This is a genomic window from Parasalinivibrio latis, from assembly GCF_036825535.1.
In the GTDB taxonomy this organism is placed as follows: Bacteria; Pseudomonadota; Gammaproteobacteria; order Enterobacterales; family Vibrionaceae; genus Parasalinivibrio; species Parasalinivibrio latis.
This window is the reverse complement of sequence record NZ_CP098813.1, coordinates 1,662,167-1,684,661: the sequence shown is the minus strand read 5'-3', so window position 1 is coordinate 1,684,661 and position 22,495 is coordinate 1,662,167. Positions and strand designations below refer to the sequence as shown.

At 47.1% G+C, this 22,495-nt stretch carries 19 protein-coding genes; 10 read left to right on the top strand and 9 right to left on the bottom strand.

Annotated elements, in window-relative coordinates:
* Positions 1-148: 148 nt before the first annotated feature.
* Positions 149-1,063 carry a flagellar motor protein MotB gene (locus NF212_RS24580; RefSeq protein WP_434361609.1) on the top strand — a complete coding sequence of 305 codons (915 nt, stop codon included), beginning with the start codon at positions 149-151 and terminating at the stop codon, positions 1,061-1,063.
* Positions 1,064-1,493: 430 nt separating this feature from the next.
* Here NF212_RS24580 and NF212_RS24575 read toward each other — a convergent pair whose 3' ends face one another.
* Positions 1,494-3,092, bottom strand: a complete 1,599-nt coding sequence (locus NF212_RS24575; RefSeq protein ID WP_434361608.1) for an ATP-binding cassette domain-containing protein — start codon at positions 3,090-3,092, stop codon at positions 1,494-1,496.
* A gap of 391 nt (positions 3,093-3,483) precedes the next feature.
* Between NF212_RS24575 and NF212_RS24570 the strand changes: the two genes are divergently transcribed.
* Positions 3,484-3,870 carry a YgiW/YdeI family stress tolerance OB fold protein gene (locus tag NF212_RS24570; protein WP_434361607.1) on the top strand — a complete coding sequence of 129 codons (387 nt, stop codon included), beginning with the start codon at positions 3,484-3,486 and terminating at the stop codon, positions 3,868-3,870.
* 143 nt (positions 3,871-4,013) lie between these two features.
* Positions 4,014-4,934 carry a M23 family metallopeptidase gene (locus NF212_RS24565; protein ID WP_434361605.1) on the top strand — a complete coding sequence of 307 codons (921 nt, stop codon included), beginning with the start codon at positions 4,014-4,016 and terminating at the stop codon, positions 4,932-4,934.
* On the opposite strand, the gene NF212_RS24560 is transcribed toward NF212_RS24565, so the two are convergent.
* Both NF212_RS24560 and NF212_RS24555 read right to left on the bottom strand, forming a co-directional pair.
* Positions 4,935-5,306 (bottom strand): hypothetical protein, encoded by a 372-nt coding sequence (locus NF212_RS24560; protein ID WP_434361604.1) that lies wholly within the window; start codon positions 5,304-5,306, stop codon positions 4,935-4,937. It lies immediately after the preceding gene.
* 26 nt (positions 5,307-5,332) lie between these two features.
* Entirely contained in the window at positions 5,333-6,403 is a 1,071-nt protein-coding gene (locus NF212_RS24555) for a M4 family metallopeptidase (RefSeq protein ID WP_434361602.1), read from the bottom strand.
* Positions 6,404-6,786: 383 nt separating this feature from the next.
* Here NF212_RS24555 and NF212_RS24550 point away from each other — a divergent pair, with 383 nt between their 5' ends.
* From NF212_RS24550 to NF212_RS24540, 3 genes are all read left to right on the top strand, one after another.
* Complete coding sequence (locus NF212_RS24550; RefSeq protein WP_434361600.1) at positions 6,787-7,158, top strand: YgiW/YdeI family stress tolerance OB fold protein; 372 nt, start codon at positions 6,787-6,789, stop codon at positions 7,156-7,158.
* Between the two features lie 88 nt (positions 7,159-7,246).
* Positions 7,247-7,432 (top strand): hypothetical protein, encoded by a 186-nt coding sequence (locus NF212_RS24545; RefSeq protein WP_434361599.1) that lies wholly within the window; start codon positions 7,247-7,249, stop codon positions 7,430-7,432.
* Positions 7,433-7,650: 218 nt separating this feature from the next.
* A complete protein-coding gene (locus NF212_RS24540; protein ID WP_434361598.1) occupies positions 7,651-8,607 on the top strand; it encodes a trypsin-like peptidase domain-containing protein in 957 nt (318 codons plus the stop codon).
* 374 nt (positions 8,608-8,981) lie between these two features.
* On the opposite strand, the gene NF212_RS24535 is transcribed toward NF212_RS24540, so the two are convergent.
* The gene (locus NF212_RS24535; RefSeq protein ID WP_434361596.1) at positions 8,982-9,551 is read right to left on the bottom strand and encodes a cytochrome b; all 570 of its coding nucleotides are present in this window, start codon (positions 9,549-9,551) and stop codon (positions 8,982-8,984) included.
* Between the two features lie 237 nt (positions 9,552-9,788).
* Here NF212_RS24535 and NF212_RS24530 point away from each other — a divergent pair, with 237 nt between their 5' ends.
* Positions 9,789-10,670 (top strand): S66 peptidase family protein, encoded by an 882-nt coding sequence (locus NF212_RS24530; protein WP_434361594.1) that lies wholly within the window; start codon positions 9,789-9,791, stop codon positions 10,668-10,670.
* A 65-nt stretch (positions 10,671-10,735) separates the two neighbouring features.
* Here the strand turns inward: NF212_RS24530 and NF212_RS24525 are convergent, their stop codons facing one another.
* Positions 10,736-12,478 carry a phospho-sugar mutase gene (locus NF212_RS24525; RefSeq protein WP_434361593.1) on the bottom strand — a complete coding sequence of 581 codons (1,743 nt, stop codon included), beginning with the start codon at positions 12,476-12,478 and terminating at the stop codon, positions 10,736-10,738.
* A 198-nt stretch (positions 12,479-12,676) separates the two neighbouring features.
* A complete protein-coding gene (locus tag NF212_RS24520; protein WP_434361591.1) occupies positions 12,677-14,146 on the bottom strand; it encodes a cytochrome-c peroxidase in 1,470 nt (489 codons plus the stop codon).
* Positions 14,147-14,401: 255 nt separating this feature from the next.
* Here NF212_RS24520 and rbsK point away from each other — a divergent pair, with 255 nt between their 5' ends.
* The gene (rbsK, locus tag NF212_RS24515) at positions 14,402-15,322 is read left to right on the top strand and encodes a ribokinase (protein WP_434361589.1); all 921 of its coding nucleotides are present in this window, start codon (positions 14,402-14,404) and stop codon (positions 15,320-15,322) included.
* 54 nt (positions 15,323-15,376) lie between these two features.
* Here rbsK and NF212_RS24510 read toward each other — a convergent pair whose 3' ends face one another.
* Positions 15,377-16,492, bottom strand: coding sequence for an FAD-binding oxidoreductase (locus NF212_RS24510; protein WP_434361588.1), 1,116 nt, complete (start codon positions 16,490-16,492; stop codon positions 15,377-15,379).
* A 247-nt stretch (positions 16,493-16,739) separates the two neighbouring features.
* On the opposite strand from NF212_RS24510, the gene NF212_RS24505 reads away from it, so the two are divergent.
* Positions 16,740-18,536 (top strand): PLP-dependent transferase, encoded by a 1,797-nt coding sequence (locus NF212_RS24505; protein WP_434361586.1) that lies wholly within the window; start codon positions 16,740-16,742, stop codon positions 18,534-18,536.
* A 61-nt stretch (positions 18,537-18,597) separates the two neighbouring features.
* On the opposite strand, the gene NF212_RS24500 is transcribed toward NF212_RS24505, so the two are convergent.
* A complete protein-coding gene (locus NF212_RS24500; RefSeq protein ID WP_434361584.1) occupies positions 18,598-19,860 on the bottom strand; it encodes an aromatic ring-hydroxylating oxygenase subunit alpha in 1,263 nt (420 codons plus the stop codon).
* 384 nt (positions 19,861-20,244) lie between these two features.
* Here NF212_RS24500 and NF212_RS24495 point away from each other — a divergent pair, with 384 nt between their 5' ends.
* Positions 20,245-22,131, top strand: coding sequence for a PhoX family protein (locus NF212_RS24495; RefSeq protein WP_434361582.1), 1,887 nt, complete (start codon positions 20,245-20,247; stop codon positions 22,129-22,131).
* Positions 22,132-22,249: 118 nt separating this feature from the next.
* Here the strand turns inward: NF212_RS24495 and NF212_RS24490 are convergent, their stop codons facing one another.
* Positions 22,250-22,492 carry a formate dehydrogenase subunit delta gene (locus tag NF212_RS24490; protein ID WP_434361580.1) on the bottom strand — a complete coding sequence of 81 codons (243 nt, stop codon included), beginning with the start codon at positions 22,490-22,492 and terminating at the stop codon, positions 22,250-22,252.
* Positions 22,493-22,495: the final 3 nt, after the last annotated feature.

Genomic DNA, 22,495 nt, shown 5'->3' with positions numbered 1-22,495 from the left:
GGAAGATAATTGGAGCAATATCTCAGCGAATTGTGTTGTTTAGAGGTAAAATAGCATGATTAATTCGCCGTATACCGGCCTTTCCAGATTTTACCGCCTGTTGGTTGCCATCAGTTCAGTGTAGATCGCCTATTCAGATGTTTTAAAAATGAGCTTTGATAAGAATAAGTGCCCCAAAGGTTTGCCATCATGGATGGCGACGTTTTCCGATCTGATGTCCCTGTTGATGTGCTTTTTCGTCATGCTCGTGTCGATGTCTGAGATGAATGCAGAAAAATTCCGCCAGATTGCGGGATCTATGCAGTATGCACTGGGTGTACAGAATCAGCTCCAGGTGAAAGACATTCCTATTGGTACCAGTATTATTGCCCACGAGTTCGCTCCCGGTCGCCCTGAACCCACCCCGATAGAAGTGATCATGCAGGTTACCCGCCACCACGATAAACAGTTTCTTGAATTCCAGAACGGGCCTCTGGATAAAGCGGTAGGCAACCCTACGGTTTCAAACATTGAAAACGCAGAATCTACCCAGCAGGGAATATCTGAAAAAGATGCTTCTCAATTGGCGGAATGGGAAGAATACCTGGCGCAAAACCTTCGTCAGGAGATTGAAAATGACGAGTTAGAGGTCGTCGAAAAGGGACAGCAATTGGTAATTCGCTTCAAGGAAAAGGGGGCGTTTCCCAAGGGATCCGCTTTTGTTCAGCCTAAGTTCCACAACTTGATTGAAAAAGTAGGTGACGTTGTCACTAAATTGCCAGGGGAAATTACTCTCTATGGCCATACCGACAACTCAAAAGTGTATGGCGACCTCTATTCTTCCCCTTGGGACCTGTCTATCCAAAGGGCTAATTCTGTTGCAGAGGTGATGTTTGCCCGACACAGGTTGGATGAAGACCGTTTACGTATCGTAGGATACGGTGATACACATCCTTTGCTTCCCAATGATACCAGTGCTCACCGTTCAGCAAACCGCAGGGTCGAAATTGGAATTAAGCAGGGTAAACCTCACCATGCAATTATAGATTTGGCTGGAAAGAAAGTGACCGGGAAGGTTAGCTGAAAATTAGCATGTCAAACTTAAAATCCAGTCGTTTTGCTGATTTAAAAACAGGCAACATACCGGTGTGAGCTGGGTTTATAAGATAGTTGGATTCCCTGGGAGATAGCACTGACGGAACCCAGAGAGCACCAGAGAAAGTACAGCAAGCAGGGTATCCGCTTCAGACAAAAAGTCATCGCCCAACTGTTGGGTGGACTCATGTACCGGAATGTTTCGCCAAAAAAGGCGGGTAGTCCTGCTCTGTAAGGGATGGGGTAATATGACCTTATCGATATGGTTCATTTAGACCAAATTTCAACAGTTGGAAGTTCTTAATGCACTATAACTAAATATATTGTCCAAAAAAGACATGTAAGTTCAACGCATTACCTTATTTCATTCCAAACCACATACTTGGAGGCCTAAACCCCCAAATATGCTTGTCAGGATACTAGGTTAAACACAATTCCTTGGTTATCCCTGAGTCATCGACAAAGAACGAGTCGTGGCTTACCAGTATAAATGGGCCTGGATAGGCACTGAGTAATCCCGAAAGGTGCTTTTTGGATTTCATGTCCAAGTGATTGTCCGGCTCATCAAGCAGCAACAATGAATCGGAGCCTTGATGGGAAACGGCAAGCATTGCTACTTTCATTTTTTCCCCTCCACTGAGGGTATTAAGCGACTGAAAAGCTCTTTCTCCTTTTAGCCCAATTCCAGCCAATAGGGTACGCAGATCGGTTTTACTTTGCTTCGGGCAAAGTCGTAACAGGTTATCCAGCGCACTATCTTGGTGCGAAAGTAAGCTGAAATGCTGATCGAGGTAACAGACCCGGTCGCGACAAATAATTTCCCCGGAATATTGCTGGTGGATCCCTGCAATTGTTTTTAACAAAGATGATTTTCCGCAACCATTTGGGCCTTTGAGATGAAGCTTATCACCATAATCCAGGGAGAATGAAATCTTAGCTTTTGAATCAGTGGCGGGAGGAAACGGTAATTCCAATCCGTTAATATCCAATATCCGGTTGATACGTTTTTCTACTTTTCCAAGTGTCAGCTTTAATTGAGCATCTTCAGGGAGTTTGGCTTTGAGGTCAGAAATTTTATCCTGAATCTCATTTCTTTTTTTCTCAAACTTTGCCTTTCTGGCTCCGGCTGAGCCTTGTGCTGCCCGTTTCATTGCTCCCATCAGAATCGGTGACTGTGAACCCGATAAAGACAGTTTCCTTCCTTGCTTAATACGGGTTGCCGCTTTGGATTCATTGTCCTGGTGGTTACGTACCAGTTTCTTTTCAGATTTAACCGCATGTTCCAATTGCCTTACTTTCGCAGCCTGTTCAAATGCGAATTGTTCGGCGTAAGTTTTATAATTTCCTCCATAAACTGATAAATTGCCGTTCCCCAGAACCATGATTTCATCAACGTGTGTCAAAAGCTCCCTGTCGTGGCTGACAATAAGTATGTGGCCGGCAAAAGACACCATCTGTTCCAAGAGCCATTGCTTTCCGGCTGCGTCGAGATGATTAGATGGTTCATCAAGAATAAGCAACCCTTCAGCATCGCGGAAGATCCTAAATAATTGCAACCTTGCAAGTTGCCCTCCACTTAAACATGAACAAGGTAAGGCATAGTTTTCAGGCAGACAAAGCTGTTTTAGTTGTGATTTGAGTTGCTCTTCAATCAACCAGTCATTCCCAACCAATTCGAAATCTTCTTCTTTGACAGAACCTGAAGCAATTCTGGCCAATGCTTCGATTTTGGCTGAATACCCCAGATAGTCTGCAATTGAACAACTGGAAGAGTGGAGCATGTCTTCATTTATCTGAGGCAAATAGCAGACAGGCTCTGAAACGCTGACTGAGCCTCCAACTGAACAGTCAGTGCCAGGGTCTTTACCTGCAAGAAATTTAGCCAATAAGCTTTTACCACTGCCGTTATCACCTATTAAAGCTGTGATTGGTTTGGACAATGAAAAAGATATACCGGTAAACAGTGACTGGCCATCTGCGAATGAAACGGAAAGATTGTGGGCATATAAGCAGGACATAACACCTCCTGGAACAGAGGGGTGCGTAACGTCCATCAGCGGAAAAAATATATAGGAAATATACGGAGATGGATAAACGCCAGCAACCCATGCAAAAACAGAACACACGCAGTTAAACGTGAAGAAAACGTTTTTGGGCAGGTTACTTGTTCATGCTGGCGAAAGACTCCGAGTGAAGTGTTGCGGGGAGGTTAGGGCAGACGTAAATTTGAGTCAAACCATCAGTAACAGAATCGTGAGATTGCCTGAAATATTTCCACTTGTGCCAATGCGATGTACCAGTGGTTGACTGAGATACATAAAGTACAAAATTCAATATAAACATCCGGTTCAGGATATGTTCATCTAGACAGGCGCAGACTGAACGCAATTCCAATAAGGAGATAGCGTTATGAAGAAGCAAACTGTTCTGACCATTGGTGCTCTGTTGCTTTCAACCTCAGCGTTTGCACAAAGTGGTACAACCCAACAAACTCAGACTGGCGGTTTCTACGGCCCAAGCTCTGACATTGCCACTGTACAAGACGTTCTTAACGCCGGTTTGTTCAGCGACGATACACCGGTAACTCTTATCGGTCATATTAAGTCTGGTCTGGGTGGTGAGCGCTATATGTTTGCCGATGAAACTGGCCAGATTCCGGTCGAAATCGATCAAGACAAATGGCATGGCCAAAAAATCACTCCAACCACCAAAGTTAAGATTTCAGGTGAAATCGACCGCGATATTGACAATGCAGCGGTAGATGTGGACGTTGTTCAGGTAGTACCTGCCAAGTAACACCCAGTTCTAGATATCAGACTGCATAAAGCGCCGGCATCAATTGGCGCTTTTTTCTTATCAGTACCTCAAGAAACATTCATCATTCAGCAGCCAATTATTCGCTATCCTGCCTTTAGGAAAAAGAACCCCAGAGGGACGCTATGTGGCGGGCTTACATTTCAATTTTGGCAATGAATCTATTGCTGCCTGTTTTGGCATTGTGCGTCCTCCACTTGTCATCAAAATCATCGGGGACGCTGGCGTTTCTTCAATGGTTGACCGGGTTTCTCGCACTCTTGTTTATTGGGCGTATTGCACATTGGGAAGTTACTGGGCTATGGTGGCCGGCTGTTATCTACGTGCTCGGTGCACTACTGACACTTAGGATGATCCAACAGGCAGTGAACAGTGAGCTTGGCCACCTGGAGTCGAAGCCATACATTATCAAGTCACTGGTTTATTTGTGCTTTTCAGTTATGCTGATATTTCTTAACAGCCTGTTGTTTAGCAAACTCCCAGAAGATATTCAGAGTGTAAACCTGACTTTTCCCTTGCGTTCTCCCTGGATTATCACGCAGGGTGGAAACGCTTCTTTTATGAATTCACACAGCACAAAATCACAAAGCCAGTCTTTGGATGTCGTTGGGTTGACGTTCGGCTCATTGCGGGCCAATGGGATCTTTCCACCTTCACTCGACCAGTATGCCATTTATCGGGTTCCGGTATATTCCCCTTGCGATGGGAAAGTAATAGGGGAAGAGCAGCGTTTCCCTGATCAATCGATTGGAACAACGAACCTGTTGTACCCAAACGGGAATTTCGTTGTTATTTATTGCCAGAATGTCAGCGTCCTACTGGCACACCTTAGTCAGGGGAGTACTCTACCAGAAGTAGGTGACAGTGTCACCACAGGCCAGCAGGTTGGTCGAGTAGGGAACTCCGGCAACTCAACTGAGCCTCATCTCCATATCCAGGCGGTAGCGGGCCGGGTGGCAAATGCGCAAATGTTTGTCGACGGAGCTAACCCTGTAACGATGACCTTTAATGGGCGCTACCTGCAACGGGGAGAGTTTGGGGACTGACTATAACAGGCTTTCATCGGCTAAATCCTGCAGACCTTCTATGGTAGGCCAAAACCAATCAGGAACATCATCGGAGGCATCAGCCGCCGAACATTGCCAGGTTCCTTCTGGCGTCTGGAGATAAAGGGTCACTAAACCATAATCGGCACTGCCGGGATGAACCGGGCAAAAAACCTGGGACTTGGTCATTCGTTTAACTACTGTATCCACAATCAGTGAAATGCCCGACAGGTCTCCCTGGCGCAACTGCCCGTCAGGATGACGAACCTGGCCACTGGAATAGAAAACCCATTCACGATCGCGTGGAATCATTCCACCTTCCATTCGAAGCCGGGCGATAACCTGTTTTTCACCCGGAATTGTATTCGCCATAACTGTCCCCAAATAATTATCAAAGTTTAATACACGCCAACAAGCTTCCATGCCCTCCGAGTTAGGGCGAGCTCCCGGCTGCCAGTTCCAAATCGGATGGAAGCCTGCTTCAATGTTTCATCAGCCCAGTCAACGAATGTGGCGTGCGGGTTTGCGATGTGTTGTAGGGCGTCATACCAGATATGGCCGGCTTTTTCCCAAGCATTGCCACCGAGCATCATTGAAAGAAGGTAAAATGCATGGTTAGGGATCCCAGAATTTATATGAACACCGCCGTGATCCCTCGAAGTAATGACAAAATTAGCCATGTGGTAAGGCTGGGGATCTTTACCCAGTAGATGGTCATCGTAAGCCAAACCCGGTTCTTTCATTGAACGCAGAGCATCGCCCTGAATACTCGGTCCAATAATTTCAGCACCAATAAGCCAGGAAGCCTCCGCTGCAGGCTGGTTCTTTTTATACTGCTCGGTCAGGCAGCCAAATACATCGGCAAAATGCTCGTTCAATGCCCCGGACTGATCCTGATACACCAGGCCGCCGGAGAATTGCACGACGCCATGGCTAAGTTCATGTCCGATAACTGCGAGGGACCGGGTTAATGGCTCAAACAAATCGCCGTCACCGTAAGCCATTTGCTGTCCGTTCCAAAACGCATTGTCATATTTTTTTTGGTGGTGCACGGTAGAAATCAGCGTCATACCGTTGCCATCCAACGAATCCCTCCCGTAGACGTCAGCATACAATTTGAACGTATCACCAGAGCCTTCAAACGCTTCTTCAACTTCCTGGTCACTGGTAGGTTGCGAATTTTCTGTTCTAACCAGTTTGTTACCCGGTAACCCAATGGTTCTCTCTCCGTCATACACCTCGCGTTGGGGTCCTTTTATCGAACCAAAGGAAAACACTTTTGCTGCCTTGAACCCACCGGTAGGCATTGCGGATTTCCGCAGTTGGTGAAAATCGTCACTGTCTTTCAATAAGTCGACGGCCTTCTTCCGCTGTTTTCCTGACCCATTCAGCTGGATGGCATCCAGCATGTGGGGAGGCATAATGCAGTGAATAGAACAACGACCGGAGGCGTGATGAACATGCTTCATAGATGTAATCCTTGCGGTAAGGAACCCAGAGGCACCACACAGTAAAACTCGCACATCAAATCACACGTACTGGGCACTTAGGTAGGAACAAGAACGGTCAGAAATCCGTTTAAAACACAGGGGGAGGCCAACCAATTTCTCGCCTCCCAAATCATATATCCGATTCTTGGGACACCAAGAACACATCGGTAGGTACATCAAGAAGCGTAGTAACTAAAAACCTTGGCGTTATCTCAATAGTTAGAAGGCATTGTGGGAAGTGAAGAGTTAACGCAATAGTTCCTCATTGTGAACATACTATTCGTGTGAACAGTTTATCGTTCAGGATAAATTCATTTACATCAGGCCATACTGGATGCAATTCCGGATTGGAGAAAACAAAAATGAAGAAGTACCTGGTAGTAACGTTAGGGGCAGCTCTGCTTTCAACATCAGTTTTTGCAGCGAACAATGCACCACTGAACGGCGGTTTTGTTGGTGGCCCAAACCCAAACGTCAACACCGTTGAGGACGTACTAAACGCCGGTTGGCTGACTGATGACACACCAGTAACTTTGGTTGGGCACATTAAAATGTCCCTTGGCGGTGATCGCTATCTTTTTGCTGACAAGACCGGCGAAATGGCAGTAGAAATTGATAATGATGTATGGCAAGGCCAGGTTGTAAAACCGGAAACCCAGATTCAAATCAGCGGCGATATCGACAAAGATGCGTCAGACAATGCAGTAGACGTAGAAACACTGCAAATTATCTAAAGATCCCTCCAAATTCTTAAGCACCGGCATGTCCGGTGCTTTGTTTTATCGCGTATATTGTTCTTATGCTATCCGTCAGGGAATCGCGATGAAGAATGTCTCCCGCAAAGATTACATCTACAACCCAAAGGAATTCCGAAACAGCTGGAATAAGCCGGCAAAGGCTAGGGGACCAGGGTTTCTGATTGGTGTCCTCTTTGGAGTCATCCTGACACTCGCCATCTACAAATACTTTCCAGAATACTTCTACCGGGCTGTTTCGGTAATTGGTTAACCGCTTAATGTTTGGGTTTGTTGTTTCAAAATAGTTATTGAATTGCGTGTTATGTGATATCTACTTTTTTCTCTGAATACTCTTAACAAATAGGTTTTTTCTAATCGATGTCGCTAAATGATAATGCTGCTAATTCTAAAATAGAGTGCTTTAAAACATAGTCTTATGTGTGATACTTAAAGCTATGTGATATCGAGGCTTAGGTAAAATATCAATCTATGAAATCCAACTTATCCAAACTCAGTTTTACTTTGTTAGCAATTAGCTTATTGGGCTGTCAAACTGTAGGTACCGATACCGATCGTCTGTACAATCAGTATCGAGCAAAGATAAATAATAAAGCTTTTGCTATAGGTACAAACAATGTTGCTGGAGCAGCTTGGGGAGCCGCTACCAAAAGCGAAGCAATGAATCTGGCAAAGCAAACATGCGTAAACTCAGGCGGATACAACTGTGTAGTTACTGAAGTAAACGGATTTGCAGTCACAAACAATGAGCAAGCCTCATCTCTGAAGGTTCAAGATACAACAGTCAATAACTTCAACATTGTTTATCAAGGCGTTAGTTATACCCCAAATTTATCGATCCATGCTTCCGGAATATTCATCGATAAAAATCATATTCTTACTACCAGTACAATGGCTGACATGTGCTCAAAAGTAAGTTTTGAACGTTTAGGTCGTCTACATGAAACTAACGTAGTAAGAACAGATAAGACTAACAACCTGGCTGTGTTGAAGGCGAAAAATACGAATGATACGTTTGCAAGCATAGGACTGAATGGTAAAACCATACAGGGAGAAAGGACTTACACATATGGCTTTGATTTAGCCGATGTAGTAAATGATAAAACACCGACTTATCAAGGAAAGATTACAGACGGTATCATCAGTTCAGCATCAGGACAAAACAACGACGTGCGGGTGATGAGAATAACCAACGAACTTAATAAGGGAAACGTTGGTGGCCCAGTAATTTCAGATAATGGTAACGTGATTGGCATGGTTAGTAGTGGCAACAAGACAGCCATAAAATCATCAATGTTCACCATTTTTTTGAATGAGCTTGGAATCCAATACAGTATTAGTCATAAGACTAAGAGTATTTCACCAGCAACAATCGCAGATTCGAGTAAAGGGTTTACTGTACCGTTAGTTTGCCTTAACGAAAGTTAAATTGAATAAAGCCCGTCAATACGGGCTTTAAAATTTTAGACATGGTAGAACACGACATTTCTAATGGGCTCAGATATGACACTACTAAAGAGTTCCAATATCATTTGGTGCGCATTATCTATCTTATGTTAAATAGGATATGCAGCTACGCCAAATACTACTTCCTTCTTCTTATCAGTGTCTTCCCTTTCCTTCCTTTGAAATGTTGAAAGGCAATACACATTAAACATAACTGTATTTACCATAAAATAGCTAATAAACATCTTTATGAAGAACGACGACAAATGTCAGTTTCTCTTGTTCTTCGTCATCTGTTGATTAGCAAAAAGCCACGCTCGTTGGCGTGGCTTTGCTTTGGAATTTGTGAACAGGCTTTACTGGTTGTTCGACGTCGCCTGCATCTTTTCTTTTTTACTCGGCATCATTCGAAGCAGCGTGTTGTCCTTGATGACATAATGATGGAACAAGGCGGCACCGGCGTGAGCTGCTATTACGAACATGATGAAATCACCCAGCAGTTCATGTACTTCTTTGATGTCTTTCGACCAGGTAACCTGAGGCATAATGGCTGGAATATCCAACCCAAAAAATGGTGATACCCGGCCTCTGGCGCTCATGTACAGCCATCCCAACATTGGGATAACAATCATCAGCAAAAGTAGCAGATGATGAACTGCTTTGCTTGCCTTTTCCATCCATGCCGGCATTGGTGGTTCAATGGCTGGTACTTTCGTGTAATGCCTTACAACCAGTCGTACAAATGCCAACCCTAAGATCAGAAAACCGAAAGAGATATGGATAACCTTTGTTAAATCGCGGATTTCCGAACCTTTTGGGAACAGACCGTGGATTTCAATAAAGAAAATTGCCAGAAACATGGCCATGACAGTTAACCAGTGCAAGGTGATAGTTGCACGGTTGTATTTTGTTATAGGTTTAGTCATTAGTTTGCTCTCTTGTCCATGAAGGATTTCACGGAACATACTCCCTTTGTTATGAATCCATCATGAATATGCTGTTCATTTCGCCAGCCAAACGGAATTCACCGATTTTTTGGGATTAATTGACCAACAGAACCTTGACCGAAACTCGGTTGCAGATAACTCTATGTATTAAAGCGTTATATCTGCCCTGCTCTTTCAGCTTTGTTTCGGGCAGTATTATTGAATTCAGGATCTTAAATGCTGAAACCAAACGATAAAGTTGCACTGATATCTCCTGCCTCCCAACTTCCGGCTGCTAACCGTCAACTCATAGAAAAAGCGGTTGATCTGTTGGAACGCTGGGGTTTACGTGTCGAGCTTTTGCTTTCTCTGGAACACCACTTTTACCTTGCCGGGGATGATTCGATACGCAGTGCCAACCTGAATCATGTCCTTCAGGACCCCGAAATAAAAGCCGTGTTCTGCTCGCGTGGTGGTTACGGCTGTGCGCGCATTGTGGGTAATTTGCCGGTATCTGGTGATGTTTCAGAAAAGGTTTTCGTCGGATACTCAGATATCTCTACGTTGCACCTGGCATTTGCCAAGAACTACCCGCAGGTTCACAGTATCCACGGCCCTAATTTGGTGACCGGGCAATTCCTGGATGACACTGAAGAGGCAGAACGTAACCGTCACTCTCTGCGTTCTGTTCTGTTCAGCAACAATCCTCAAATTCATGACGTCGAATTTATAAGGAATGGTAAGGCAAGCGGGCGTTTGGTCGGTGGCTGCCTCTCCATGGTTGCCTCCGCGGCCGGCACACCTGATTTGCCAGATATGAATGGTGCCATCCTGTTCCTGGAAGATGTTGGGGAGCGCCCTTATAAAATTGACCGGATGATCCAGCAACTGAAAAATGCCGGGATGATCGAAAACCTGAGCGGTATAGTGTTTGGCGCGATGCACGATTGCAGCGATCCATACAATGACCTTAAAGCTGTGATCCTGGATGCCATTGGGGACAAAAACATACCTATAGCATTCGGTCTGGAATCCGGCCACGGCCCGGTAAACTTGTCCATTAGAATGAACGGAAAAGCCACTCTGGACAGCATGACCGGGAAACTGATCATTGAATAAACAGGGGTAATTTGTCCGGAAAGTACAAGCCACGGCATTAATCACCGTGGCTTTTTTATAACTTGTCACTTCGGCAAAGACGCCTGGTGTTCGCGTATCAGGGTCTCCATTTCACCTCTTGCAAAGGCCTCGGTTTCAGAGAACCCGTCAGAGGTATTCATGTCTACGACCACTTCGTAATAACATTTGATTTTGGGTTCAGTTCCTGATGGGCGAACAACGATCCGGGCGCCCTTTTCGAGCCGGAACGTTAATACATCACTGGGTGGCAAGGCGATGTCTTCTGTACTGCCGTCAGCGAAATGGCGTACGCCATCTTTAAGGTCATCCATCGACAGCACCTTATGCCCGGCAATTGTTTGTGGTGGGTTACGCCGTAACGCTTCTCCGATATTGGGCGTATCTGGTGTTAAGGCAATATTCTGTTGTGCTGTAAAGTAAAAGCCGTGCTTGCGGTAAAGTTCGCTCAGTTGATCCCATACAGTCAGGCCCCGGGCCGCCAGTTGTGCTGTCATCTGTGCAAAAATAACCAGTGCTGACAGCCCGTCTTTGTCTCGTACCGCTGTGCCGATGGTATAGCCAAGTGCTTCTTCATAGGCGAACAGGAAAGGCAGTTCGACTGACTCCTTGTTCATCGCCACATTGGTCAGCCATTTAAACCCGGTGAGGGTCTCGTAATACTGCGCTGCATTAGCGTTAGCCATTTTGCCCAACATAGAGGAAGATACGATGGTAGCGCCAACCAGGCACGGATTCCCGGCTTTGAGGCCCATCAGGTAATCTGCGAGCAATACGCCTACCTGGTCACCGGTCAACAACTGGTAACTGCCATCACGTTTTCTTGCTGCTGCAGCCATCCGATCGGCATCCGGGTCGTTGGCAATGGCAATTTCACAGTCATTCCTGGTTGCTTCAGCGATAACCAAATCCATCGCGCCGGGTTCCTCCGGGTTGGGAAAGTTAACGGTAGGAAAACTGCCATCCGGTTCCCTTTGCTCAGCAACAGAGAAAACGTTAGGAAAACCGGCGTCGCTGAGCAGATCTTCAGCCATTCGGGCGCCAACTCCATGCATTGCCGTGTAAGCAATGCCGATAAGGCTTCCGTCTACGTCAACATTACTGATAAGCGGGCTTTCACCCAAAGCTTTGCGGTATTGGCTATAAAAGTCCTCTTTCAACCAGACAAGCAAGCCTTGCTTTTCGGCTTCATCGAGGGGAAGAGTATTTAACGGCTTGGTTGCGGCTATATCAATCTGGTGAGCAATACCTGAATCCTGTGGCGGGATAATTTGAGCACCATTGTTCCAGTAGACCTTGAATCCGTTATATTCCGGAGGATTGTGACTGGCCGTAACGACAATGCCGGCTGCCGTATTTAAATTAAGTACGCCAAACCCGACAATTGGTGTCGCCGCTACATCATGCGTCAGGTAAACGCGGATCCCGAGGGCTGTCAGGACGCTGGCAGCGTCATGGGCGAATTGACGAGAGTCAGGGCGGCCGTCATAGCCGATAATCACACCGTGTTCTTTGGCATTGTCCTGGGATTCCAGAAGGTATTGACCCAGTCCCGTTGCTGTTTCCTGGATAACCAGGCGGTTCATCCTGTTTGGCCCTGCCCCAACGGTACCACGCAGACCTGCTGTACCGAATTCCAGCCTGTTTGAAAAACGGGCATTCAGCTCATCGGTATTGTTGTTGTCGATGAGGCGCTGCAGCTCTTCACGTGTTTTAGGATCGGGATCTCGGGACAACCACTGGGTATACACACTGTCCTGGATGACTGAAGGCGAATTGGAATCTGACATATGGATAGTCCCTTGGTGTTATATTTACAGCCAAAATACTCCCAGTGAGAATAACTATCAATTGCACTGGGAGATATAATTAGCTGAAATTACAAGCAAACGTTTTCGCGCCAATCGTTTGTTTACTATCTAGTCAGTGTAGACACCAATACCCGGTTCCATCCCGCCTCAAACACAGGACAGCATAAAGTAATCTGTTTATAGAGGGTTACCGTTTTCATCAATGGCGTTAAGCAAAAGGCCATCATGCCCCTCGCCTCTTGCAACCCAAGGCTCCAGACACCCGGCATTTTTTGTGCACGGATCCGTTAATGTACGGAGAAACGCAGCCAATTGATTTACTTCTTTTTTTGTCAGCGAAATTTTAGGAAGCTTGGACTGGCCTTTCCTTTGAAGTTTGCTGAGATGTTTAAGTGCTGGCCGGGTGTTTTCCAGCATTTCGGTATGCTGTACATCTGCTTCCAACGTGTTGTAATCGAAATTGTTAACTGATCGGCGGGGATTGGCATGGTGACGAATGACATCTTCCAACGATGAGTATGCACCGGCGTGTCCCCATGGCCCCGTTTCACTGACATTCAGCAAAGATGGAGTACGGAATGCAAAGCGGTCATTTTCTTTTCCCGTCACATACCATCTCCCGAAGTCCATGCCATTTTCTTCTTTACCTCGCCCGACTTGTGGCATTGCAAGTACGTGGAACTGTTCATCGGTGAATGTATCCCCTTTGTGGCAATTTACGCATCCGGCGCCTCCTTGTTTGGACGACCTATAGAACAGCAATGCCCCTCTTTTGGCCTTGCGCGAAAGAATGTACTTTTCACCCTGAACATATCGCTTCCAGCGCGAATTGGTGAACACCATGGAACGTTCATACTCTCCAATCGCTTTGGCAATGTTTTGATAGGTAATAAGAGCGGCCGCATCTGCCTGGGGTTGACCAAAGGCTACCTGAAAGGCCTCCAACCACCGATTTTCATCCAACTCATTCATATAGCCCGGTGCAGCTTGCAAGCGCGATTCTAAATGTGACCTAACATCAGCATTGCTGTTACCCAGTTCAAAGTGAAAGCCGCGCATTTCCTCCGGTGAGGTCACTGGAAACCGAGACTGAGCCTCTGCCAGGTTAGAGCCGGCTTCCGGATCCGCAACGCCTACCGGCGTGTCCGGGGTACGGATCCCACCTATTGCGCCGTTTTGTCCCGGGATACTGACCAATGCTTCAAGACGGCCGTCGTGAAAAATTTTGCTGTCCCATAAACCTATATTGAAGACTGTCGGGGCGTTGCGCGGCACTGTTGGGCCGCCATCATATTCATAGGCAGATGCGTCATGCTTTCGGCCAGGTCCAAGCAAATCCGGATTTTCTGCAGCAACCCCAACCGGGAGAGGAAGATCATCTCCTCCGCCCAGCATTGGGTGGTGGCAGGAAACGCAGGCAGTGTCTTTATCTCCGCCTAATGCTTTGGTGAAGAAAAGTTGCTTACCGAGTTGGGCGACTGGGTCGTTGATGGAAGGAAGTTCCCGGCCTTGTGCCGGATCACCAGACAGGTTGTATTTCCCAATTTGCTTATTTAGCTGCCAATCCAGCCATAAATCTGTGTTACACCCCAATAAGCCCAATGAAACAGCGACTACTGCGGTTGTTTTCAGTCCTATATACGCCATTGCTAACCCACACAATCCATATGTTTTAGTTATTTGTGAATAGTAATTCGAAAATTCGGACTTTTACGGGGAGTTTTAGCCCTAATCTCACTCAATGAACGGTTATTTTTGTTTGATACAGTGTTCATCAATTGCGAACAGCCCATTGGAGCGTGTGATTACAGTGACAATACACTCAACAAGTTGCGGTGTTTTCCAAGGAATCGTGATATTAGTGAAACCAAATCAGATTGATTCAAAGAGATTTAGGAAAACATGAGTATGTTGGTTGTTCTTGGCAGTGTAAATGCCGATCACGTCCTTCAGGTTCCCCACTTCCCTCGTCCCGGTGAAACGCTCCAGGGCCACAGTTATTCCATTATTCCCGGCGGTAAAGGTGCCAACCAGGCTGTCGCTGCTGCGCGTATGGAAGCAGATATTGCTTTTATAGCCTGTGTCGGAAATGACGATTTCGGCCGCAGTATGCGAAAAGCATTTTGCGGTATGGGCATGGACACCGATGGTGTGTTAATTGATGATGACAAGCCAACCGGCATAGCAATGATTCAGGTATCAGCAACTGGTGAAAACAGTATCTGTATTTCCCCGGAAGCCAATGCTTGCCTGACAACTGAACGAATACAGCCTCATTTTGCCAAAATCAGGCAGGCTGACACCTTGCTTATGCAGCTTGAATCACCAATCGATACAGTTATCGCAGCGGCTAAAGTTGCCTCAGAAGCTGGTACCAAGGTTCTCCTGAATCCTGCGCCGGCCCAACCCCTGACTGATGATTTCCTGGCACTGGTAGACATCATTACGCCTAACGAAACAGAAGCCGAGGTGCTTACCGGTATTGCGGTAACTGATGACGCAACAGCAACAAAGGCCGCTCAAGCCCTGCATGGAAAAGGGATCGATACTGTTCTGATTACACTGGGTAAACAAGGTGTCTGGCTCAGTGAAAAAGGGAATGGTCGCAGGATTAGTGGTTTCCCGGTAACAGCAACGGATACAACTGCAGCCGGGGATACATTTAACGGGGCTTTTGTCACTGCTTTGCAGGAAGGAAAATCAATGGAGGAAGCCGTCAGGTTTGGCAATGCTGCTGCCGCAATTTCGGTTACCCGCTTTGGTGCTCAAACCTCCATTCCTAGCCGGGAAGACGTTGAGGCATTCCTGTCCGACGTGGAGTAAACAACGCCGTGCGGCATAATCAAAAAGTCCGGCTTTGCTGCCGGACTTTTTTGTTTATATCTCGATAGAAACATTACCAAGCGGCTTACTGCAGCAACTGAGAATGTAACCTTCTTCTTCATCATCTTCGGTAATCCCGCCGTTATGCTCCATATTTACCTGGCCGGAGACAAGTTTAACCTTGCAGGATCCACATATCCCCATACCACACGCTTTTGGAATATGCAGGCCGAGTTTGGCACTGGCGGAATGGATGGTTTCACTTTCAGTAATGGTGACAGACATCCCTTCGTCAATAAATTCCACCGCATAGCCGGTAACATCCAGCTCCTCTGTGATTTGTGCGAGTTCTGCTGATTCCTCCGCTTCTTCGATTGCTTCCGGCGGTGTTTCTCCAAAGCTTTCTTCATGGTAGCGGCCCATATCGAAGCCGAGTTCCATCAGCATATTTCGCACGGCTCTCATATACGGTGCGGGGCCGCAGCAATATATTTCACGCTGCATTGCATCAGGGGCAATAAGAAGCAAAAGCTCCTTGGTCAAGTAACCTCGGTAGCCGTGCCAGCTTTCCCCAATATCGTAACGCTCACAAACTATACTCAGCTCAAAGTTGTCGATCCGGGAGCTCATCAGTTCCAGTTCTTTCAGGAAAATGATGTCTTTGGGCGTTTGGGAGCTGTGGACAAACTTCATGTCCACATTACTGTTGGTGTCGTACCACCAACGTGCCATAGACATTACGGGCGTAATACCTACACCGCCGGACAAAAACAGCGCACGCTCTGTTGGGAAGTCGATACAGTTGAATACACCTACCGGTCCGTGGACGGCCAATTCTTCATCTACCCGCATGTTGTCATGCAGCCAGTTGGACACCAGACCGTTTTTCACCCGTTTTACAGTAATGGAGAAACTGTATGGGACTGAAGGGGACGATGAAATGGTATAACTGCGCATCACCTGCTCGCCACCAATGTTCAGCTCAAGCGTGACAAACTGCCCCGGCTTGAAGAAAAACATGATCGGAGTCTGGCTCATAAAGCAGAAGGTTTTTACATCATGGGTTTCCTGAATCACCTTCACACAACGCATCATATGACGGCCGTTAGCCCAGGTTTGTGTGTTAACCGGGTTTACGCTGTTCTCTTGCACCACTTCCATTGGATTCATCGCCTTTTTCCTCAACCAATTAGGCCGACATCAATCATTGGATTGTGTTTGTGAACGCAGATCTTCGGTTTCGCAAATGCGACACCTGCATAGCTGAAAAAGTCGCATTGAAGACAAACCGGCAGTTTCACCAGTTTTATTCCCAACAAGTAAGCTTTTCTTTACACCACTTCAACGCGGCCATCGCGCTTTCGACTCAATTCATATGCTAGTGTTTGATTAACAGCCGGATTTTGAGGGTACCGTAATGAAAGAACTCAGCCCAAAGCGCCATTCATCAAAATTCGAATCACCAGAGGAGCTTGCAAGGGAACAGGCCGAGCACTTTGGCATCGATCCAGAGAGTGAATATGGAAATAAACTGGTTTCACTTGCCATCTCTCTCTATGAAGCCAACCGGCATACACATGACCTGTGGCAGATCACCATGGATGGACTGGCATCGTTGGACAGAAACGACAGGCTGGCCTGGTTTAACGCTAAACGATTTATTTCTTTTCAACTAGCCAAGGTGCTGGACAACCTGCAAAACCCGTTGCGAGCAACCTACCAAAGCCTTAATACCCAGCAGGGGCAGTTCATGGCCAAAGGTGCCTATCCCCTTTTTGACAATGTTTCTGCGCTATTTTCAGCAAGCCCGGTGATTACCCGTACCGCCACCTATCTGTTTGCTTGTTCAGAATGGGTGGAGGATGCCTTTAAAGGCCGTGAACCACTGCATGAAATCTATTCCCGGCTGTTAAACCCGACATCTATCGCCCTCGCAAACCACATTGTGGACATCGAGGCCGGCAAACGGGCAAACGAGTACCTGGCGTGGAATTTTAATTCCGGCATGGCAGCGATAGATGCCACACTCAGCCATCTTGTCGGGCATAGAGACATCGTACTTGCTTCCCGGAACGTGTATGGAGGGACGTTCCAGTTACTGAATGACTGGTATGGCAACAATGCAAATATGGACGTTGCTGTTGAGTGGGTAGACGGGTTTACCGGCAAGGAATTCGCTCAGGCGATGGATACAGCATCTGACCGTTATGCCGACCGGATTACAGAAGGAAGGCAGATATACATTTATCTTGAAAGCCCTTGTAACCCTCATGGTTACATTTTGGATGTCCCTGCTATTTGTGTTGAGGCCCACCGGCGGGGTTGGAGGGTAATCGCAGATACTACTGTAGGAACTCCGTTCCTCTACCCGGTTTTACAACGTGACGATGAAATGGAACGTCCTGACTTTGTTATTCACTCTTACACCAAGGATATTGCGGGGAATGGCGCGACGACGGCAGGTGTGGTCATCGGACGGAATGAAGACATGTTCATTCCGAAAGGTGACAGTGTCACGACAAAATGGCCTGATGGGCGCTTCAGGGAAGCCTGTTGGAACCAGACCCTTTTCTGGAATGTGTATTACGTAAAGGGTGCATTTCTAGATGCAGACAAAGCCTATGAAGTGCTGAATGGGATGAAAACGCTGGAACTCCGAATGCTCCAGAAAGCAATCAATACCACTACGCTGGCGCAGATATTCCACATGCACCCGGATATCAACGTCTCCTGTCCGGTACTGGATGACAACGAAAACGTCGAAATGCTAAACCAGATGTACCTCTCCATGCCCGCTCCTTTATTCACTATTAATTTCGATACAGAGCGTGGAAAAACGTTAAGCCGGGCTGTGCTGAAACAGTTTTATGATCTTCTCGAACCGGCTATCGGTATGCAGGTCAGCCTGGGACAAACAAATACGGTGGCGCTGTGCCCGGCGATGACAACCCATTCTGAAATGTCAGACAGTAACCTTCGTGATGCAGGTATTACACCAAGTACAATGCGCATTGCTGTGGGATTGGAAGACCCGCGGCAATTTGTCGCCCACATGCAACGCGCCTCAGAGATAACATTAGATGCTGAACTCAGTGGCTTCTCGGAAGGGTTTCCATCACCAGAAGAAATAGACTCCGTTTATCGCGAGGTATATAGCGCCCTGCACTTCCGGTTTATCGATGCCCGACCCTCTTACCAGTCGTTGTTGGAATAGCCTGACTTCAACATCAAAAAACCGCAGCACTTGGCTGCGGTTTTGGTTTAACAGATTACCGTTATTCACCTTTTTCGATATTTTCGAGCATTCGCTCGGAATACCAGTTGATGAAGTTGATAACACCAAATTCAAACGTCTTTGAATATGGGCCCGGCTCATAACCAATTGAATTAATGCCCAATTGGCTGTTTTCACCCAAGATCCGGTCCTGGTCGTTGGTTGCATCCCATACCTTGCGCAGGTTTTCAGGATCGTAGTCAACGCCCTCAACTGCATCTTTGTGTACCAGCCATTTGGTAATGACCTTCGACTCTTGTGGGCCGATAGGCAAAACCTGAAAAGCAATCAGGTGATCACCCTGTCCGTGGTTCCAGGAGTTTGGCAGGTGCAGAATGCGCAGTGAGCCCATATCAGGAGACGAGATACGCCCCATCAACTTCTTACAGGCAACCTCACCTGTCATAGTCATTGCGTGTACACCTTCTTTCAAAGGCATACGTACAATACGGTTACGGTTGTTGTAAGCGCTCTTGTGCTCGTATGGAACTTCGCACTCATCCCAGTGAGCTTGTTTCTCTGCAACCTGGGCTAAGAATTCCGGTGTCGCCATCGGATCGTTGGTATCATCCCATGCCTGCAAAGAGCCAAGCAGTTCCGGGTGAGAGCCTTCGCAGTGGTAACACTCACGGTTATTTTCAATTACCAGTTTCCAGTTCGCCTTTTCCATCATCACACTTTCTACTGCGACCTTGGCATTTTCCAGATCGTAGGGTTCAAGATAATGGCTGAGGTCGTCCAGGAACTCATCAATAGGTGGAGGGTTGTCCGCCAGCGAAATGAAGATGTAACCACCGGCTGTGCGGCAGTGAATTTTCTTCATTGGGAATTTCTTCTTGTCGAAGTCATCGCCCATTTCCAAACCGGCATAAACCAGGCTTCCGTCAAGCTCATAAGTCCACTGGTGATAAGGACACACCAGTTTTGCTGTTTTGCCCCGGTGCTTGAGGCAAATCTTTGAGCCACGGTGGCGACATACATTGTGAAAGGCATTAACTTCGCCATTTTCACCACGAACAATGGTTACCGGATTGGCGCCAATGTCCAGAGTAACGAAATTGCCTTTCTTTGGGATTTCGCAAGTCAGGCCAGCAAAAAGCCATTCCTTGGCGAATATTTCTTCCATATCGATACGGAAAAGGTCCGGATCGTTATAGAAAGGTTGTTCCAGCGAATAGTCCGGGAGACGCTCCTTAAGCATTTTGGTTACGTCTTCCCTGTTAATCGGCGCGCTATCAATGTTTTTTACATGCACCTTGCTCATCGCTCATCTCTTACGTTATGTACACCATTCCCAAACCACACAGGGTGGTCGCCTTTTTTGTCCAGCCCGAGAGGGCTTACACAAAGCTCTTGTTATGGTTCGAATAATGGCGTTTTTTTCGTGTGGGTAATTATTTAAAAACGACCCAGTCCCAGTTTTTTTACGACTTAGTGGCGAGAAGTTGTCTTTTCTTGAACCGTAAAGGTTGCGTCACCAACCTTTCATATCGTTGTCATGTTGAAATCTCAAGATTTCTCTGATTATGGATATTCGATCCAAGAGTCCTTTCGTTTTTATAGGTTTTCAGACAAAAGCGGCGATGACAGCTGTTAAACATCGAAATCCGGTAAACGGGATTCTTATAAACATTAAAAGGAAGTAATTGTGAGCAAACATGAAGACCAGCGTCCACTCGACGCAGAACCAGAATTTAACCGTTTTATTGATGCTGCTGTCAGCCGTCGTGGTTTCTTACGTGGTGCGGGAACTGCCGGTACTGCGGCTTTCTTTGCTGCGAACCCGGTCGCTCAGGCTGTTGCAGGTGCAATGGACAGCAAACTGATTGGTTTTAAGGCGATTTCCGCTTCTACCGATGACACAATTCATGTTCCAGCCGGCTACAACGCTGACATCCTGATCTCATGGGGTGACCCAATTTTCCGCAACGCCCCGGCGTTTTCGCAAGCAAGCAACTCTGCAGCTCAGGAACGTCAGTTTGGAGACAATAACGATGGGATGACCTTCTTCCCGCTCTCCGAAAACCGTGCAGTACTGGCAGTAAACAACGAATACACCAACAATGAATACCTTTATCCTCACCAGGGTAAATCCATTACAGCTGATGATGCTCGCAAGTCCCAGGCAGCTCACGGTGTGTCAATCGTTGAATTGGAAAAGAAAGACGGCAAATGGCAGGTTAACCTGGACGGTAAACTGAACCGCCGTATCACCGCATTCACTGAGATGGAAATGACTGGCCCGGCTGCCGGACATGACCTGTTGAAAACCAAAGCAGACAGCACCGGTAAGAAAATTCTCGGTACCTACAACAACTGTGCTAATGGCCAAACGCCGTGGGGCACCTACCTGACCTGTGAAGAAAACTTCAACGGTTACTTCGCTGCTACATCTCCTGTGGAGCTTTCAAAGACCGATAAGCGTTACGGCATCAAAGAGAAAGACTGGGGCTACGATTGGTTTAAGCATGACAAACGCTTTGACCTTGCGCATGAACGAAACGAAGCCCACCGCTTTGGCTGGGTGGTTGAAATTGATCCGATGGATCCTACTTCCACACCGAAAAAGCGCAGTGCCCTTGGCCGCTTCAAGCATGAGAATGCCGCCCTGACTGTAAACAACAACGGCCACGTTGTGGTTTACCTTGGTGACGACGAGCGCGGAGAGCACCTTTACAAGTTCGTTTCCAAAGGCAATTACAACCCGGACAACCAGGCTGCGAACCGTGACCTGCTTGAAGAAGGTACGCTTTATGTAGCTAAATTTGATGGTACTGAAGGCGAACTGGATGGCACTGGCAAGTGGCTGGAACTGAGCTGGGGCAAAAATGGCCTGACTCCTGAAAATGGTTTCCCGGATGCGGCTTCTGTGATGATTTTTGCCCGTGAAGCGGCAACCCTGGTAGGCGCAACTACCATGGACCGCCCTGAGTGGGTTGCTGTTCATCCTGGGAACGAACATGTCTTCTGTACGCTGACCAACAACAAGTATCGTGGCGTAAGAGAATCACAACCTCTGAACCCGGCTAACCCTCGTACCAAAAACCCATACGGGCATATTATCCGTTGGACACCGGCAGGTGGTGACCACACGGCGGATACCTTCAAGTGGGATATCTATGTGATGGCTGGTAACCCTGAAGTCCATCCGGACGGCCTGATGGCAGGTACGCCGAACATTAACAAAGAAAACATGTTCAACAGCCCTGACGGTATTGGCTTTGATAAAGCAGGCCGTCTCTGGATCCAGACCGACGGTAATTACTCCAACAAGGATAACTTTGCCAGTATGGGCAACAACCAGATGTTGTGTTCTGATCCAAAAACCGGCGAAATTCAGCGCTTCCTCACTGGCCCTATCGCCTGTGAAATCACCGGCCTGACTTTCAGCCCCGACCAGAAGACCATGTTTATAGGTATTCAACATCCGGGCGAGGGCCTTAAGCCTTCCCATTTCCCAGGAGGTGGTGATTCCATTCCTCGGTCGTCAGTAATGGTGATTACCCGCGAAGACGGCGGCGTGATAGGCGCATAAAACGGTCTTTTTTGAAGAGCATCTCTTTTCTGAAAAGCAAAAGCCCGACTTGTTTCTAAGCCGGGCTTTCTTATGCTGGTTTTTAGTCGAAGGAATTTATCGCTAATTTGACAGGCAATCACCTGTCGCTGTAATCCTCAGCCAAAATGCCCGCAGCACTTCGGGCTATCGGGTTCAGGGAATCCCCTTCCAATCCTTCTTCACACAGCGATTCTTTCATGGAGCGGGACCAGAATTTCCTGATATGCAGGGCAACACTGTCAATTGTCTCTTCTTCCGTCCGTCCATGACGCAGGTTGTCGGCTATCTGGTTGGCCATGGAGAACAACTGGTCAGTGTGTTGGGCGTGATCTTCTTCCATCGG

What these genes read in the sequence shown, in the direction of transcription:
- NF212_RS24580 (WP_434361609.1), top strand. Translation starts at nt 149, where the DNA reads ATGAGCTTTGATAAGAATAAGTGCCCCAAAGGTTTGCCATCATGGATG.
- NF212_RS24575 (WP_434361608.1), bottom strand. Translation starts at nt 3,092, where the DNA reads ATGTCCTGCTTATATGCCCACAATCTTTCCGTTTCATTCGCAGATGGC.
- NF212_RS24570 (WP_434361607.1), top strand. Translation starts at nt 3,484, where the DNA reads ATGAAGAAGCAAACTGTTCTGACCATTGGTGCTCTGTTGCTTTCAACC.
- NF212_RS24565 (WP_434361605.1), top strand. Translation starts at nt 4,014, where the DNA reads ATGTGGCGGGCTTACATTTCAATTTTGGCAATGAATCTATTGCTGCCT.
- NF212_RS24560 (WP_434361604.1), bottom strand. Translation starts at nt 5,306, where the DNA reads ATGGCGAATACAATTCCGGGTGAAAAACAGGTTATCGCCCGGCTTCGA.
- NF212_RS24555 (WP_434361602.1), bottom strand. Translation starts at nt 6,403, where the DNA reads ATGAAGCATGTTCATCACGCCTCCGGTCGTTGTTCTATTCACTGCATT.
- NF212_RS24550 (WP_434361600.1), top strand. Translation starts at nt 6,787, where the DNA reads ATGAAGAAGTACCTGGTAGTAACGTTAGGGGCAGCTCTGCTTTCAACA.
- NF212_RS24545 (WP_434361599.1), top strand. Translation starts at nt 7,247, where the DNA reads ATGAAGAATGTCTCCCGCAAAGATTACATCTACAACCCAAAGGAATTC.
- NF212_RS24540 (WP_434361598.1), top strand. Translation starts at nt 7,651, where the DNA reads ATGAAATCCAACTTATCCAAACTCAGTTTTACTTTGTTAGCAATTAGC.
- NF212_RS24535 (WP_434361596.1), bottom strand. Translation starts at nt 9,551, where the DNA reads ATGACTAAACCTATAACAAAATACAACCGTGCAACTATCACCTTGCAC.
- NF212_RS24530 (WP_434361594.1), top strand. Translation starts at nt 9,789, where the DNA reads ATGCTGAAACCAAACGATAAAGTTGCACTGATATCTCCTGCCTCCCAA.
- NF212_RS24525 (WP_434361593.1), bottom strand. Translation starts at nt 12,478, where the DNA reads ATGTCAGATTCCAATTCGCCTTCAGTCATCCAGGACAGTGTGTATACC.
- NF212_RS24520 (WP_434361591.1), bottom strand. Translation starts at nt 14,146, where the DNA reads ATGGCGTATATAGGACTGAAAACAACCGCAGTAGTCGCTGTTTCATTG.
- rbsK (WP_434361589.1), top strand. Translation starts at nt 14,402, where the DNA reads ATGAGTATGTTGGTTGTTCTTGGCAGTGTAAATGCCGATCACGTCCTT.
- NF212_RS24510 (WP_434361588.1), bottom strand. Translation starts at nt 16,492, where the DNA reads ATGAATCCAATGGAAGTGGTGCAAGAGAACAGCGTAAACCCGGTTAAC.
- NF212_RS24505 (WP_434361586.1), top strand. Translation starts at nt 16,740, where the DNA reads ATGAAAGAACTCAGCCCAAAGCGCCATTCATCAAAATTCGAATCACCA.
- NF212_RS24500 (WP_434361584.1), bottom strand. Translation starts at nt 19,860, where the DNA reads ATGAGCAAGGTGCATGTAAAAAACATTGATAGCGCGCCGATTAACAGG.
- NF212_RS24490 (WP_434361580.1), bottom strand. Translation starts at nt 22,492, where the DNA reads ATGGAAGAAGATCACGCCCAACACACTGACCAGTTGTTCTCCATGGCC.